This is a genomic window from Streptomyces cinereospinus, assembly GCF_042430725.1.
GTDB classification, from domain to species: Bacteria; Actinomycetota; Actinomycetes; order Streptomycetales; family Streptomycetaceae; genus Streptomyces; species Streptomyces cinereospinus.
On the sequence record NZ_JBHMCY010000020.1, the window covers coordinates 19786 to 35105 of the forward strand.

Consider the following 15320-nt stretch of genomic DNA (forward strand, 5'->3'; position numbering starts at 1 on the left):
GGTGTCGGCCGGCTTGCGCCCGCCTTGCCGGCGGATTTCGCGCGGCCTGCGGGCGCGTTCCGGTCCGGCCGGGTCCGCGCGACGCGAAGGCGCCCCCCGGAGGTGAGGGGCGCCTTGTGTGCCGCACCGTGCGTCAGACCGTGAGCAGGGCCTCCAGCGGGGCCCCGGCCAGCGCCCGTGCCAGACGGGTCCGGCCGTCGAGGAAGGCCAGCTCCATCAGCACGGCCACACCCGCCACCTCGGCGCCGGACCGGCGGATCAGCTCCAGGGACGCCTCCGCCGTGCCGCCGGTGGCGAGGACGTCGTCGACGACCAGCACACGGTCACCGCCGGTCAGGTCCTCGGCGTGCACCTCGATCTCGGCCGAGCCGTACTCCAGGTCGTACGCCTGGCGCAGGGTCGCTCCCGGGAGCTTGCCCGCCTTGCGGACGGGGACGAAGCCGACGCCCGCGCGGACGGCGACCGGGGCGCCGAGGATGAAGCCGCGGGCCTCCAGACCGACGACCTTGGTGGCGCCGGTGCGCTGCGCGATGCCGGCCAGCTCGTCCGTCAGCGCGGTGAACGCCGCCGGGTCCGCCAGGAGCGGGGTGATGTCCTTGAACATCACTCCCGGCTCCGGGTAGTCGGCCACGTCACGGATGCGGCTGAGCAGCAGCTCCTGGATGTCGGTCATCGGCGCTTCCCCGAAGGTCGGCCGCGGCCGCGGGTGCGCGACGCGGGCTGGTTGCGCGGGCCGACGACCGCCGGAGCGGCGTCCTCCGGCCCGTCGTCGAGCGGCTCGCCGGCGTCCTCGACGGCCGGCGTCGCGCCCTGCTCGGCACTCTGGGCCCGCTTGGCGAGGACCCGCTTGCGCAGGGCCTTCATCTGCGGCTCGCGCTCCTTGAGGTCGGCGACGAGCGGCGTGGCGATGAAGATCGAGGAGTACGCGCCGGCCGCGAGGCCGACGAACAGCGACAGCGAGATGTCGTTGAGCATGCCGGCGCCCAGCACACCGCCACCGATGAACAGCAGGCCCGCCACCGGCAGCAGCGCGACCACCGTGGTGTTGATCGAGCGGACCAGGGTGCTGTTGATCGAGCGGTTGGCGATGTCGCCGTAGGTCCAGCGGGTCTGCTTGGTGATGTCCCTCGTCTGTTCCTTGAGGCTGTCGAAGACCACCACGGTGTCGTAGAGCGAGTAACCGAGGATCGTGAGCAGACCGATCACCGTGCCGGGTGTGACCTCGAAGCCCACCAGGGCGTAGATGCCGACGGTGATGGTGATGTCGTGGATCAGGGCGACGAACGCGGCGACGGCCATGCGCCACTCGAACGCGATCGCCAGGTAGATCACGACCAGGAAGAGGAAGATGCCGAGGCCCTGCCAGGCCTTGTTGGCGATCTGTTCGCCCCAACTGGGGCCGACCAGCTCGGCGTTGATCTTCTCGGCGTCGACCTTCATGTCCTCGGCCAGCGCCTGGTTGATCCGGTCCGCCTGGCCCGTGTCGATGCCGGCGATCTGGATGCGCAGGCTGCCGTTGCCGAGCTGCTGGACGATCGCGTCGTGCCCGGAGGCCTCCTCCGCGAACTCCTCGGCCTGGGTGACCGAGACGGACGTCCTCGGGGTGGTGAAGACGGCGCCGCCCTGGAACTCGATGCCCATGTTCAGGCCGCGCACCGCCAGGCCGACGATGGCCGTGATGGTGATCAGGATCGAGATGCCGTACCAGATCTTGCGGTTGCCGACGAAGTCGTAGCTGACCTCGCCGCGGTGCAGTCGGGCGCCGAGGTTGCCGAGCTTCGACATCTCACGCCTCCTTCGTTTCGACGGGGGCGGCGGGGCGGCGGGTGCGGCGCAGCGGCGGCCGGGCACCCAGGCGCTTGGGGTCGAGGCCGGACCACGGGTGGCCGCCGGCGAAGAACTCCCGGCGGGCCACGATCGTCAGCAGCGGCTTGGTGAAGAGGAAGACGACCACGACGTCGAGCAGGGTGGTGAGGCCGAGCGTGAACGCGAAGCCCTGGACCTTGCCGACACTGACGATGAACAGCACCGCGGCGGCGAGGAACGACACGAAGTCGGAGACCAGGATGGTGCGCCGGGCGCGCGGCCAGGCCCGCTCGACGGCGGGCCGCAGCGTACGGCCCTCGCGGATCTCGTCCCGGACCCGTTCGAAGTAGACGATGAACGAGTCCGCCGTGATGCCGATGGCGACGATGGCGCCGCAGACGGCCGGCAGGTTCAGCGCGAAGCCGATGGCCGGGCCGAGCAGCGACATCAGTACGTAGGTGAGGGCGGCGGAGACCAGCAGCGACAGGATCGCGATGAACGACAGGCCGCGGTAGTAGACCAGCAGGTAGACCACGACCAGGGCCAGACCGATGGCGCCCGCGATCAGACCGGCCTCCAGCTGGTCGCCGCCGAGCGCCGCGGTCACCGTGGTGACGCTGTCCTCGCGGAAGGTCAGCGGCAGCGCGCCGTACGACAGCATGTTCGCGAGGCCCTGCGCCTCGTCCTGCGTGAAGCTGCCGGAGATCTCGGCGTTGCCGCCGGTGATCGACTGGCTGACGTAGGGGCTGGAGACGACCTCGCCGTCGAGGACGATGCCGAACTGGTTCTGCGGGGACTGGTTCTGCGCGAGCGTGCCGGTGATGTCGGCGAACTTCCCGGCACCGGCGGAGGTGAAGTCCATCTGGACCTTCCAGCCGGCGCCGCTCTGGGTGTCGTAGACGGCCTGGGCGTCGTCGACCTCGGTGCCGTCGACCGCGGCCGGGCCGAGCAGGTACTTGTACCAGACGCCCTGGATCTCGCCGCAGCCCACGGTGGAGTCGGTGGGCTTGGCGCCCTCACCGGTGGTGGCGCGGACCGACTGCTTGCTGCAGTCGAGCGCCGCGTACGCGGCCTGGAGTTCGCTGTCGGCGTCGCCGGTGGTGCCGCCGCTCGCCGACGGGGTGGGGCTGGGCGAGCCGGAGCCGGACGCGGAGGGGCTGGCGTCGGCCTTGAGGGCGTCCGTGACGGCCCGGCCCTGGGTGGTGGCACCGGCCGAGGGGGTCGCGCTCCGGTCGGCGGAGTCCGACGCCGAGGGGCTCGCCGAGCCGGTGGCCTGCTCCTGGTCGGTGGCCTTGTCCGAGCCGCCGGAGGAGGAGGCGCTGGGCGAGGGGCTCGGCGAGGCGCTGCCGCCGGACGGCTCGGTGGCCAGCACCGGGCGGAAGTAGAGCTTGGCGGTGGTGCCGACCTGTTCCCGGGCCTGCTGCGAGTTGGTGCCCTTGGGGATGTTGACGATGATGTTGCGATCGCCCTGGGTCTGTACCTCGGCCTCCGAGACACCCAGACCGTTGACGCGGCGCTCCATGATGTCGACCGCGGTCTGCATGTTGGTCGGGTTGATCGCGGCCTCGTCGCCGTCCTCGGGGACGGCCCCGAGCGTGATGCTCGTACCACCGGCCAGGTCGATGCCGAGACGCGGAGTGGTGTGTCCGGAGGCGAACATTCCCCCGGTGAGCGCCACGATGGCGATCAGGATCAGGACCAGCGAGCGCCATGGCTTGCTCTGGGCGCTCGAGCTCCGGCCCTTCTTAGGTGCTGCCACCTTCTCGTACTCCCTCTCGGGCCGCCTCACTCCGGGTCAGCGGGCGGACGGCCATGACATGGTGTCGGGATCCCGTGCGGGATGCGCACGTCCAGGGCACGCGAGCCCGGCCCGCGCACTCCGGGACACGGCTACTTCGCGTCGGCGTCGCCGTCGGTCCTCTTCGGCTCCTCGTCCCGCTTCGCCTCGGCGGGCTCCTCGGCCGCGTCCTTCTTGCCGAGGTCGACGGACTTCGCCTCCGAGGGGGCGGCGTCGACGGGCGCGTCGGTCTCGGCGAGGGAGGAGGCGTCGTCCGGGACGGAGTCCGCGTCGGCCTTCAGGTCGTGCTCGATGCCGTGCACGATGCGGTTGTACTCGTCGTCCGAGAGCACCGCGCCGATGGAGTTCTTGGCGAAGAGGAGCTCGACACCCGGGCCGGCGTCGAGGAGGACCGTGTCCTCGCTGACCTCCTTGACCGTTGCGTACATGCCCCCGATGGTGCGGACTCCGGAACCGGGCTGCATCTGGTTCCGCATGTCGACGGCGGCCTGCTGCTTCTTCTTGGCCGAGCGGGTCATCAGGATCATGGCCCCGATGAGCACGATGAACGGGAGGAGGGTCGCGAGGCTATTCACGGGACGATTTCCTTCGCACGACCGCGCAGGTGGGCGGCCTGTTGGCTGGGGGTGTGTCAGCCGCCGGAGAAGGCGGCATCGGCGGAGTCTAAGCGAGTCCGCGCGCAGGGAACAACGCTCAGCATGGCACCCGGGTTCCTGGTCCGGCCAATGCCCTCGCCGTCCTGCCCGCCGTCACGCCCCGAACAAGTTCCCTTGTCCGTTTCCCGCGGCGCCGGAGCGGGGCGGGGTCAGGCCGAGATGTGCCCAGGCCGCGGGCGTGGCGACCCGGCCGCGCGGGGTACGGGCGAGCAGGCCCTCCCGGACCAGGAACGGCTCGGCGACCTCCTCAACGGTCTCGCGCTCCTCTCCCACCGCCACGGCGAGCGTGGACAGGCCCACCGGTCCGCCGCCGAACAGCTTCAGCAGCGCTTCGAGCACGCCGCGGTCCAGGCGGTCCAGGCCGCGGGCGTCGACCTCGTACACCTCCAGCGCCGCCGCGGCGATCTCGCGCGTGATGATCCCGTCGGCCTTGACCTGCGCGTAGTCCCGGACACGGCGCAGCAGCCGGTTGGCGATCCGGGGCGTGCCACGGGAGCGGCCGGCGATCTCGGCGGCGCCGTCGGTGTCGATCTCGACGTCCAGCAGGTTCGCCGAGCGGTGCACGACCCGCTCCAGCTCGGCCGGCTCGTAGAACTCCATGTGCGCGGTGAAGCCGAAGCGGTCGCGCAGCGGCGGCGGCAGCAGGCCGGCCCGGGTGGTGGCGCCGACCAGGGTGAACGGGGGCAGTTCCAGGGGGATGGCGGTGGCGCCGGGTCCCTTGCCGACGATGACGTCGACGCGGAAGTCCTCCATCGCCATGTACAGCATCTCCTCGGCGGGCCGGGACATCCGGTGGATCTCGTCGAGGAAGAGGACCTCGCCCTCCTGCAAGGAGGACAGGATCGCGGCGAGGTCTCCGGCGTGCTGGATGGCGGGCCCGGAGGTGATGCGGATCGGGGCGCCCATCTCGGCAGCGATGATCATGGACAGGGTGGTCTTGCCGAGGCCGGGGGCGCCGGAGAGCAGCACGTGGTCGGCGGTGGCGCCCCGCGCGCGGGCGGCGCGCAGGACGAGGTCGAGCTGCTCGCGGACCTTCTCCTGGCCGATGAACTCACCGAGGTCCTTGGGGCGCAGCGCGGCCTCGACGGCCTGGTCGTCGCGGTCGGCGGACGCACCGACGAGCCGCTCGGCGGCGGGGGTGTCGGTGGTGTCGTCCCAGTTCACTGAAGTCTCCTAGCGGGGTGTGCCGGGGAGGGCCGGCGCCGGCCGGGGCCTGCGGCGGGGCCCGGGCGGACACGGCGGGGGCGGGCCGCGGGGCCGTCGCGCGGCGGGGCGGTCGTGCCGGGGGCGGAGGCGGCCCGCGCGCGGGGGTGCGTTTCCGGCCGATTTCCGGCCGGGCCCGGACCCCCGCCGGGGGCGGCGGGGGTCAGCGTGCTCTGCTGAGCGTCTGCAGGGCGGCCCGGAGCAGCCGGCCCACTTCGGGCGTGCCCTCGGCCGCCTCCGCCTGGGGCGTCACCGCGGCGACCGCCTCGTCGGCCTCGCGGGTGGCGTACCCCAGGCCGATCAGGGCGGCGTGCAACTGGTCGCGCCAGCCGGTGCTCACCGGTGCGCCGACCGCGGGGGCGCCGATCGGCTCGCCCAGGCGGTCCTTCAGCTCCAGCAGCAGTTTCTGGGCGCCCTTCTTGCCGATGCCGGGGACGGCCGTGAGCGCCTTCTCGTCGCCCGTCGCGATGGCGCGGCGCAGCGCGTCCGGCCGGTGCACGGCGAGCATGGCCTGGGCGAGCCGGGGTCCCACCCCGCTCGCGGTCTGGAGCAGTTCGAAGACCTGCCGCTCGTCGTCGTCCGCGAAGCCGTACAGCGTGAGGGAGTCCTCCCGGACGACGAGGGAGGTGGCGAGCTTGGCGGGCCGGCCGACGCGGAGCGCGGAGAGCGTGTCGGGCGTGCACTGGACGGCCATGCCGACGCCGCCGACCTCGACCACCGCGGTGTCGGGAGCGAGTGCGGCGACCGTGCCGCTGACGAAGGCGATCATGCCGTACGGCCTTTCGATGCGGTTGCTTGTGCGGTGTGCAGGGCGACGGCCTGCTGGAGGCGGTTCTGCGCGGGGGCGCGCCAGATGTGGCAGATGGCGAGCGCGAGGGCGTCGGCGGCGTCGGCCGGCCTGGGCGGCGCGGCGAGCCGCAGCAGCCGGGTGACCATGGCGCCGACCTGCGCCTTGTCGGCCCGTCCGGTGCCGGTGACAGCGGCCTTGACCTCGCTGGGGGTGTGCAGCGCGACGGGGATGCCGCGGCGGGCCGCGCAGAGCATGGCGACGGCGCTGGCCTGGGCCGTGCCCATCACCGTGCGGACGTTGTGCTGGCTGAACACGCGCTCCACGGCGACGACCTCGGGCCGGTGCTCGTCCAGCCACCGCTCGATGCCCTGCTCGACCGCCACCAGGCGGTGTCCCAGCTCCGCGTCGGCCGACGTGCGGACGACTCCGACGCCGAGCATGGTGAGCGGGCGTCCGGGCACCCCCTCCACGACGCCGACTCCGCACCGGGTCAGTCCCGGGTCGACCCCCAGTACGCGCACCCGCCCCTCCTTCTGTGGCCTGTTCGTGCAGGCTATCGGGTGCCGCCGACAACGCGACGGGCCGACGGGGGTGTCCCGCCGGCCCGTGGAGTACGCCTCAGACCACAGCGCCGTCACGCGTCACGCGCGACGGCGTCACGCGTCGACCTTCTCCATGATCTCGTCGCTCACGTCGAAGTTGGCGAAGACGTTCTGCACGTCGTCGCTGTCCTCCAGCGCGTCGATCAGCTTGAAGATCTTCTTCGCGCCCTCCTCGTCCAGCTCGACCTGCATGGTCGGGACGAAGTTGGCCTCGGCGGAGTCGTAGTCGATGCCGGCCTCCTGCAGGGCCGTGCGGACCGCGACCAGGTCGGTGGCCTCGCTGAGCACCTCGAAGGACTCACCGAGGTCGTTGACCTCCTCGGCGCCCGCGTCCAGGACGGCGCCCAGGACGTCGTCCTCGGTCAGCTCGCCCTTGGGGACGATGACGACGCCCTTGCGGTGGAACAGGTACGACACCGAGCCCGGGTCGGCCATGGAGCCGCCGTTGCGGGTCATGGCGACGCGGACCTCGGAGGCGGCGCGGTTGCGGTTGTCGGTGAGGCACTCGATGAGCACCGCGACGCCGTTCGGGCCGTAGCCCTCGTACATGATCGTCTCGTAGTCGGCGCCGCCGGCCTCGAGACCGCCACCGCGCTTGATCGCGGAGTCGATGTTCTTGTTCGGCACCGACTGCTTCTTCGCCTTCTGCACGGCGTCGTAGAGCGTCGGGTTGCCTTCGAGGTCGACGCCGCCCATCCGGGCCGCGACCTCGATGTTCTTGATCAGCTTCGCGAAGAGCTTGCCGCGCTTGGCATCGATCACGGCCTTCTTGTGCTTCGTCGTGGCCCATTTAGAGTGGCCGGACATCTGCCTGTCTCCTTCGCGTAACCCATCTCTGCAACGGACTCCCCCAGACTTTAACGGCTGGGGGGACCCCCGGAGATCCTACAAGGACTCCGCTGTCCGCCGGGCGCGCACCATGTCCACGAAGAGGCCGTGCACGCGGTGGTCGCCGGTCAGCTCCGGGTGGAACGACGTGGCGAGCGCGGCGCCCTGGCGGACGGCGACGATGTGGCCGTCGTGCTCGGCGAGCACCTCGGCCCGGGCGCCCACGGACTCCACCCAGGGGGCGCGGATGAAGACGCCCTCCACGGGGCCGCCCGCGACGCCCTTGACGTCGACCGCCGCCTCGAAGGACTCGTTCTGCCGTCCGAAGGCGTTGCGGCGCACGATCATGTCGATGCCGCCGGCCGTCTCCTGGCCGGAACGCGGGTCGAGGATCTTGTCGGCCAGCATGATCATGCCCGCGCAGGTGCCGTAGACGGGCATGCCGTCGCGCACGCGCGCGCGGAGGGGTTCCATCACGCCGAACAGGACGGCGAGCTTGGAGATGGTGGTGGACTCGCCACCGGGGATCACGAGCCCGTCGACCTCGGCGAGCTCTTCGGGGCGCCGCACCGCCCTGGCCACGGCGTCGGCCGCGGCCAGGGCGATGAGGTGCTCCCGCACGTCGCCCTGGAGGGCCAGAACGCCTATCACGGGGGTGTTGCTCATGGGATGCAGTGCCTTACCAGCCGCGGTTGGCGTAGCGCTCGGTCTCGGGCAGGGTGTCGCAGTTGATGCCGACCATGGCCTCGCCGAGGTTGCGGGACGCGTCGGCGATGATCTTCGGGTCGTCGTAGAAGGTGGTCGCCTTCACGATGGCGGCGGCGCGCTTGGCCGGGTCGCCGGACTTGAAGATGCCGGAACCGACGAAGACGCCCTCGGCGCCCAGCTGGCGCATCAGCGCGGCGTCGGCCGGGGTGGCCACACCACCGGCGGAGAACAGCACGACCGGGAGCTTGCCCAGCTCGGCGACCTCCTTGACCAGCTCGTACGGGGCGCGCAGCTCCTTGGCGGCGGCGTACAGCTCGTGGTTGTCGTAGCCGCGCAGACGGGCGATCTCGTTCTTGATCTGGCGCAGGTGGCGCACGGCCTCGACGACGTTGCCGGTGCCGGCCTCGCCCTTGGAGCGGATCATCGCGGCGCCCTCGGCGATGCGGCGCAGGGCCTCGCCCAGGTTGGTGGCGCCGCACACGAAGGGCGTGGTGAAGGCCCACTTGTCGGAGTGGTTGACCTCGTCGGCGGGGGTGAGGACCTCGGACTCGTCGATGTAGTCGACGCCGAGCGACTGCAGGACCTGGGCCTCGACGAAGTGGCCGATGCGGGACTTGGCCATGACCGGGATGGAGACGGCCTCGATGATGCCCTCGATCATGTCCGGGTCGGACATCCGGGCCACGCCGCCGTCCTTGCGGATGTCGGCCGGGACGCGCTCCAGGGCCATGACGGCGACGGCGCCGGCGTCCTCGGCGATCTTCGCCTGCTCCGGCGTGACGACGTCCATGATCACGCCGCCCTTGAGCTGCTCGGCCATTCCGCGCTTCACGCGCGCGGTGCCGGTGGCGGGGGCCTGGTTTTCGGAGAGCGTGCTGGACACGGGTGACCTCGCTGAAGTGAAAAAGAGGGTTGCTGCGAACATCGAGGAAACGGGAGGTGCCCAAGCCACAGCAAGGGCCAATGGGAAGCCGGTGGATCCTTTTCCGCCGGGGGTGTCCCGTCGAGCGAGCCCGGCCCGGTCGCGGAGACCCCCTGGGGCGGCCTACGCGGCCCGGGTCACCAGGGCCGTGGGCGGCTCGTCGTCCATCTCGAAGGCCATCGGGAACGGGGCGTGGCCGGCCAGCCGGAACCAGCGCACCTTGCGGTGCTCGCGCAGTCGGCGGGCCGCCCCCACGGCGTCGTTGTGGAAGCGCCGCGCCATCGGCACCCGGCGGACCGCCTCGGTCAGCTCCCGGGCCGCCGCCTCTCCCCCGGGCGCCCCCCGGACCGCCTCGACCTGCTGCGGGTCGGCGAGGACCGCGCGCAGGGCCTGGCTCAGCTCGCTCTCGGCGACCTCCCGGTTCTCCTCCTCGGCCTGCCGGGCGGCGTGCGCCGCCTCGTACAGGACGATCGAGGCGGCCGGGTCGAGCACCCCGGAGGTGGCCAGTTCCTGCGCGACGGACGCGCGCCGCAGCAGCTGGGCGTCGAGCGCCGCGCGGGTGGCGTCGATCCGGGCGTGCAGCCGGTCCAGCCGGCCCGCCGTCCAGCTCAGGTACAGGCCGACGGCGACGAGGGCGACGATGATCCAGATGAGGGTTGCGGTCACGGGCGGCAAGGCTACCGGGGCGTCCCGCGGGCCGGGCAGGTCAGTCGCGGGCCGGCCCGAACCGCCCCCACAGCCCCAGCGGGCGGTCGTCGGCGGCGACCGCGGCGGCGCCGTCCGTCACCGTCTCGTAGACCGACAGGATGTCCGCGCCGACCGTCGCCCAGTCGAACCGGCGGACGTGCGTGCTGCCCCGCTCGCGCAGCTTCGCCCGCCGCTCGGGGTCGCCCAGCAGCCGCAGCGCCGCCTCGGCCAGCGCGTCCGCGTCCTCGGTGGCGAACAGCTCCCCCGCCGCGCCCCGGTCGAGGACCTGGGCGAAGGCGTCCAGGTCCGAGGCCAGCACCGGCGCGCCCGCCGACATCGCCTCCACCAGGATGATCCCGAAGCTCTCGCCGCCGGTGTTGGGCGCCACGTACAGGTCGACGCTGCGCAGGAAGCGGGCCTTGTCCTCGTCGCTCACCATGCCGAGGAACTCCACCCGGGAGCGCAGCTCGGCCGGCAGCGACTCGACGGCCTGCTGCTCGTCCCCGCGGCCGGCGACCAGCAGCCGGGTCTGCGGCCGCTCGGCGAGGATCCTGGGCAGCGCACGCATCAGCACCGGCAGGCCCTTGCGGGGCTCGTCGATCCGGCCGACGAAGCCGATGGTGTCGCCCTGCCAGTCCGGGTGGGGCTCGGCCCGGGCGAAGAAGTCGACGTCGACGCCGTTGGGGATCACCACGGCGTCCCCGCCGAGGTGCTCGACGAGCGTGCGGCGGGCGTACTCGCTGACCGCGATCCGGGCGCTGATCTTCTCCAGCGCCGCCTGGAGGATCGCGTACGCGGCGATCATCGCGCGGGAGCGGGGGTTGGAGGTGTGGAAGGTGGCGACGATCGGGCCGCGCGCGGCCCAGCAGGCCAGCAGGCCGAGCGACGGGGAGGCCGGCTCGTGGATGTGGATCACGTCGAAGGCGCCGTCGTGCAGCCAGCGGCGCACCCGGGCCGCCGACAGGAAGCCGAAGTTCAGCCGGGCCACCGAGCCGTTGTACGGCACCGGGACCGCGCGCCCGGCCGAGACGACGTACGGCGGGAGCGGGGTGTCGTCGTCGGCGGGGGCGAGGACGGACACCTCGTGCCCGAGGCGGAGGAAGTACTCGGCGAGGTCCCGGATGTGGAACTGGACGCCGCCCGGCACGTCCCAGGAGTACGGGCAGACGATGCCGATTCTCACGGGGTCCCCTTCGCGGGGTCGAGGTCGTCGGGCCACAACCGTTGCAGCATGTGCCAGTCCTCCGGATGGTCGGCGATCCCCGAGGCGAAGGCGTCCGCCAGCGCCTGCGTCATGACGGACGTCTTCTCGGCGCGGGTACCCGACCCGGGTACCTCGATCGGGGGATGCACGCGGCCGCGCATGACGGAGGCGTCGTACCAGAGCGTCGCCGGCAGCAGCAGCGCGCCGGTGTGCTGGGCCAGCAGGGCGGGTCCGGCCGGCATCCGGGCGGTGGCGCCGAAGAAGCCGACCTCCACCCCGGAGGCGGACAGGTCGCGGTCGGCGACCAGGCAGACCAGGCCGCCGTCGCGCAGCCGCCGGGCCAGCGTGCCGAACGCGGCGCCGCCGGTGTGCGGCAGGACCTCCATGCCGAGGCCCGCGCGGTAGGCGACGAAGCGGTCGTACAGCGACTCGGGCCTGAGCCGCTCGGCGACCGTGGTGAAGGGGATGCCCAGGGCGGTGGTGACCCAGGCGCCGGCCAGGTCCCAGTTGGCCAGGTGCGGCAGCGCGAGGACCACGCCCCTGCCCGCGGCCAGCCCGTCGGTCAAGTGGTGCATGTCCTCGCCCTCGAAGCCGTTCCTGACGCGTTCGGCGCTCCAGGCGGGCAGCCGGAACGACTCCATCCAGTAGCGCAGGTACGAGCGCATGCCCGCGCGCGAGAGCTCGGAGAGCCGTTCCGGCGTCGCGTCGGGCACCACGCGCGCGTAGTTGCTCTCCAGCCGCAGCACGCCCTTGCCGCGCCGTTTCCAGGCCAGGTCCGCCACGATGTCGCCGAGGCGGACGGCCATCGGCTCGGGCAGCTTGCGCACCGTGCTCCAGCCGAGGCCGTACAGGGCGTCGGTCAGCGTGTCCCGGGCGCTCACGTCGCCGTCTCCCTCCCCGGGGAGGCGTTGTTCGCGTTCTGCCGCTCCGCCGCCTCCGCCTCCGCGGACTCCCGGCGGACGGTGACGACCCGCTGGATCAGCGTGATCAGGCTGCCGACGGCGACCAGCCACAGGGCGATCGGCAGCAGCACGTCGATGCCCGGCACGCCGAACGCGTGCAGGCCCGCGAGCCCGGCCGCGACCAGCGAGATCACCAGGCGTTCGGCGCGCTCCACGAGCCCGTTCACCGCGACCGGCAGCCCGATCGACTCGCCGCGCGCCTTGGTGTACGACACCACCTGGCCGCTGGCCAGGCAGAAGATCGAGACGGCGCACAGCACCAGGTCGTCGCCGCCCCCGGCGTACCACAGGGCGAAGCCGCCGAAGACGGCGCCGTCGGCCACCCGGTCCAGGGTGGAGTCCAGGAAGGCGCCCCAGCGGCTGGAGCGGCCCAGCTGGCGGGCCATGTTGCCGTCGACCAGGTCGGAGAAGACGAACAGGGTGATGACCACCGTGCCCCAGAAGAACTCGCCCCGGGGGTAGAAGACCAGCGCGCCCGCCATCACGCCGGCGGTGCCGATCAGCGTGACCGTGTCGGGACTCACGCCCCGGCGGATGAGAAACGCGGCGAACGGTGTGAGGACACGCGTGAAGAATGCACGCGCGTACTTGTTCAGCATGGCCTTCCCGAGGGTCATGGGCGCCGCGCGGCCCCTGCTGGCCGTCGGCTGGCCCATCGTAGCCACGCGCGCGTGGGGGCGGCCGCCCGGCACCCGCGCCCGCCGAGGGTCCGGCGCGCGGCCCGCAACCGACGCGGGTCGGCGCCTTGCCGTCCTCCGTATGGACGCACCATGACGAGAGTGGAAAGCTCGAAGGATCGCGGGCGTCGCCGGAGCCGCCCAGCACGCGGTTCCCGCGTGTCCCGCGCCCACAGTGACCTCACCGTGCACGGGAGGCAGGAGCATGGGCGACAAGACCACCGCACACCCCGGAGCCGCCGGCAGGGCGATGGCGGCCGACCGACCCACGTCCGTACGGAACGTGGTGCTGGTCGGCCCCTCCGGAGCGGGCAAGACGACACTGGTGGAGGCTCTCGCGCTGACCGCGGGAGCGGTGAACCGGGCGGGCCGCGTGGAGGACGGCGGCACCGTCTCCGACTACGACGACATCGAGCACCGGCAGCAGCGCTCGGTGCAGCTGTCCCTGGTGCCGGTCGAATGGGACGGCATCAAGGTCAACCTCCTCGACACCCCCGGGTACGCCGACTTCGTCGGGGAGCTGCGGGCCGGTCTGCGCACGGCGGACGCGGCCCTCTTCGTCGTCTCGGCCTCGGACGGCGTCGACGGCTCGACCCGCATGGTGTGGGAGGAGTGCGCGGCCGTCGGCATGCCGCGCGCCATCGTCGTCACGCACCTGGAGGCGGCCCGCGCGGACTACGAGGAGACGACACGGTCCTGCGCGGAGGCCTTCGGCGCCGACGACCCCGACGCCGTCCTGCCGCTCTACCTGCCGCTGCGCGGCCCGCAGGCGCCGGACGGGCACGCGCCCGTGACCGGACTGGCCGGGCTGCTGTCGCGGAAGCTGTTCGACTACTCGACCGGCCGGCGCGCGGAGTCCGAGCCCGGCGAGGACCGGCTGCCGCTGCTCGAGGAGGCCCGCAACCGGCTGATCGAGGGGATCATCGCGGAGAGCGAGGACGAGACCCTCATGGACCGCTACCTCGGCGGTGAGCGGATCGACGTCAAGACGCTCGTAGAGGACCTGGAGCGGGCCGTGGCGCGCGGGACGTTCTTCCCCGTGCTGGCCGCCTCCCCCGCCGCCGACGGGGCCCGGCAGGGCCTCGGCACGGTCGAGGTGCTGGAGCTGGTCACCGGCGGGTTCCCGACCCCGCTGGAGCACGACCAGCCGCAGGTCACCACCGTCGACGGCAGGCCGCGCGAGCTGACGCCGTGCGACCCGGACGGACCGCTGCTCGCGGAGGTCGTCCGGACCTCGTCCGACCCGTACGTCGGCCGGGTATCGCTCGTGCGCGTCTTCTCGGGCACGCTGCGGCCGGACGAGACGGTGCACGTCTCGGGGCACGGGCTGGCCGACCGGGGCCACGAGGACCACGACGTGGACGAGCGCGTCGGCGCCCTGTCCACGCCGTTCGGCAAGCAGCAGCGCCCGGTGCCGCACTGCGTCGCGGGCGACCTCGCCTGCGTGGCGAAGCTGAACCGCGCGGAGACCGGCGACACCCTCTCCGCCAAGGACGACCCGCTCCTGATGGAGCCCTGGGACATGCCCGACCCGCTGCTGCCGCTCGCCATCCAGGCGCACAGCAAGCCGGACGAGGACAAGCTCTCCCAGGGACTGGCCCGGCTGGTCGCCGAGGACCCCACCATGCGGCTGGAGCAGAACCAGGACACCCACCAGGTGGTCCTGTGGTGCCTGGGCGAGGCGCACGCGGACGTCGCCCTGGAACGGCTGCGCAGCCGGTACGGCGTCCAGGTCGACGTGGTCCCGCACCGGGTCTCGCTGCGGGAGACGTTCGCGGCCAGGGCCGGCGGGCGCGGCCGGCACGTGAAGCAGTCCGGCGGGCACGGGCAGTACGCGATCTGCGAGATCGAGGTCGAGCCGCTGCCCGGTGGCTCGGGCATCGAGTTCGTCGACAAGGTGGTCGGCGGCGCGGTGCCCCGGCAGTTCATCCCGTCGGTGGAGAAGGGCGTGCGCGCGCAGGCCGCCAAGGGGGTCGCGGCGGGGCATCCGCTCGTCGACGTCCGGGTCACGCTGCTGGACGGCAAGGCGCACTCGGTGGACTCCTCCGACGCCGCGTTCCAGACGGCGGGCGCGCTGGCGCTGCGGGAGGCCGCGGCCGACGCGAGGATCCATCTGCTGGAGCCGGTGGCCGAGGTGAGCGTGCTGGTCGGCGACGACTACGTGGGCGCCGTGATGAGCGACCTGTCCGGGCGGCGCGGCCGGGTCCTGGGCACCGAGCAGACGGCCGGCGGGCGCACGCTCGTCCGGGCCGAGGTGCCGGAGATCGAGATCGGGCGGTACGCCGTCGATCTGCGCTCCCTGTCGCACGGCACCGCCCGGTTCGGCCGGCGCTACGCCCGGCACGAGCCGATGCCCGCCCAAGTCGCCGAGCGGCTGCGCAAACAGGAGCAGCAGGCCTCCTAGGAGCGCCGCGGCAGGCAACGTTCGCGACGGGGCGAACGTCGCCTGCCGCGGCACCAGGACCCTGTGCGCCGGG

15 protein-coding genes are annotated in these 15320 nt (G+C 72.7%); 1 reads left to right on the forward strand and 14 read right to left on the reverse strand.

The window, feature by feature from the left end:
- Nucleotides 1-133 precede the first annotated feature (133 nt).
- The 14 genes from ACFF45_RS12935 to pgsA all read right to left on the reverse strand — a co-directional run bounded on the left by ACFF45_RS12935 (nt 134) and on the right by pgsA (nt 12822).
- Entirely contained in the window at nt 134-673 is a 540-nt protein-coding gene (locus tag ACFF45_RS12935) for an adenine phosphoribosyltransferase (protein WP_381345842.1), read from the reverse strand.
- Nucleotides 670-1785, reverse strand: coding sequence for a protein translocase subunit SecF (gene secF, locus ACFF45_RS12940; protein WP_381345843.1), 1116 nt, complete (start codon nt 1783-1785; stop codon nt 670-672). Before secF ends, ACFF45_RS12935 begins: the two co-directional genes overlap by 4 nt.
- Nucleotide 1786: 1 nt before the next feature.
- Nucleotides 1787-3565 (reverse strand): protein translocase subunit SecD, encoded by a 1779-nt coding sequence (gene secD / locus ACFF45_RS12945; protein WP_381345844.1) that lies wholly within the window; start codon nt 3563-3565, stop codon nt 1787-1789.
- 131 nt (nt 3566-3696) lie between these two features.
- Nucleotides 3697-4179 (reverse strand): preprotein translocase subunit YajC, encoded by a 483-nt coding sequence (gene yajC, locus ACFF45_RS12950; protein ID WP_381345846.1) that lies wholly within the window; start codon nt 4177-4179, stop codon nt 3697-3699.
- A gap of 174 nt (nt 4180-4353) precedes the next feature.
- Nucleotides 4354-5424 (reverse strand): Holliday junction branch migration DNA helicase RuvB, encoded by a 1071-nt coding sequence (gene ruvB / locus ACFF45_RS12955; protein WP_381345848.1) that lies wholly within the window; start codon nt 5422-5424, stop codon nt 4354-4356.
- A gap of 202 nt (nt 5425-5626) precedes the next feature.
- Entirely contained in the window at nt 5627-6232 is a 606-nt protein-coding gene (gene ruvA / locus ACFF45_RS12960; protein ID WP_381345849.1) for a Holliday junction branch migration protein RuvA, read from the reverse strand.
- Complete coding sequence (ruvC, locus tag ACFF45_RS12965; RefSeq protein ID WP_381345851.1) at nt 6229-6774, reverse strand: crossover junction endodeoxyribonuclease RuvC; 546 nt, start codon at nt 6772-6774, stop codon at nt 6229-6231. Before ruvC ends, ruvA begins: the two co-directional genes overlap by 4 nt.
- A 135-nt stretch (nt 6775-6909) precedes the next feature.
- Nucleotides 6910-7662, reverse strand: a complete 753-nt coding sequence (locus ACFF45_RS12970) for a YebC/PmpR family DNA-binding transcriptional regulator (protein ID WP_381345853.1) — start codon at nt 7660-7662, stop codon at nt 6910-6912.
- A gap of 78 nt (nt 7663-7740) precedes the next feature.
- The gene (gene pdxT / locus ACFF45_RS12975; RefSeq protein ID WP_381345855.1) at nt 7741-8349 is read right to left on the reverse strand and encodes a pyridoxal 5'-phosphate synthase glutaminase subunit PdxT; all 609 of its coding nucleotides are present in this window, start codon (nt 8347-8349) and stop codon (nt 7741-7743) included.
- A gap of 13 nt (nt 8350-8362) precedes the next feature.
- A complete protein-coding gene (gene pdxS, locus ACFF45_RS12980) occupies nt 8363-9274 on the reverse strand; it encodes a pyridoxal 5'-phosphate synthase lyase subunit PdxS (protein WP_512701186.1) in 912 nt (303 codons plus the stop codon).
- 162 nt (nt 9275-9436) lie between these two features.
- Entirely contained in the window at nt 9437-9979 is a 543-nt protein-coding gene (locus tag ACFF45_RS12985; RefSeq protein WP_381345858.1) for a LemA family protein, read from the reverse strand.
- Between the two features lie 40 nt (nt 9980-10019).
- Complete coding sequence (locus ACFF45_RS12990; protein WP_381345860.1) at nt 10020-11183, reverse strand: glycosyltransferase family 4 protein; 1164 nt, start codon at nt 11181-11183, stop codon at nt 10020-10022.
- Nucleotides 11180-12085 carry a phosphatidylinositol mannoside acyltransferase gene (locus tag ACFF45_RS12995; protein ID WP_381345861.1) on the reverse strand — a complete coding sequence of 302 codons (906 nt, stop codon included), beginning with the start codon at nt 12083-12085 and terminating at the stop codon, nt 11180-11182. Before ACFF45_RS12995 ends, ACFF45_RS12990 begins: the two co-directional genes overlap by 4 nt.
- Nucleotides 12082-12822, reverse strand: a complete 741-nt coding sequence (pgsA, locus tag ACFF45_RS13000) for a phosphatidylinositol phosphate synthase (RefSeq protein WP_381345863.1) — start codon at nt 12820-12822, stop codon at nt 12082-12084. Before pgsA ends, ACFF45_RS12995 begins: the two co-directional genes overlap by 4 nt.
- A 226-nt stretch (nt 12823-13048) precedes the next feature.
- On the opposite strand from pgsA, the gene ACFF45_RS13005 reads away from it, so the two are divergent.
- A complete protein-coding gene (locus ACFF45_RS13005; RefSeq protein WP_381345864.1) occupies nt 13049-15247 on the forward strand; it encodes an elongation factor G-like protein EF-G2 in 2199 nt (732 codons plus the stop codon).
- The last annotated feature ends 73 nt before the right edge of the window (nt 15248-15320 follow it).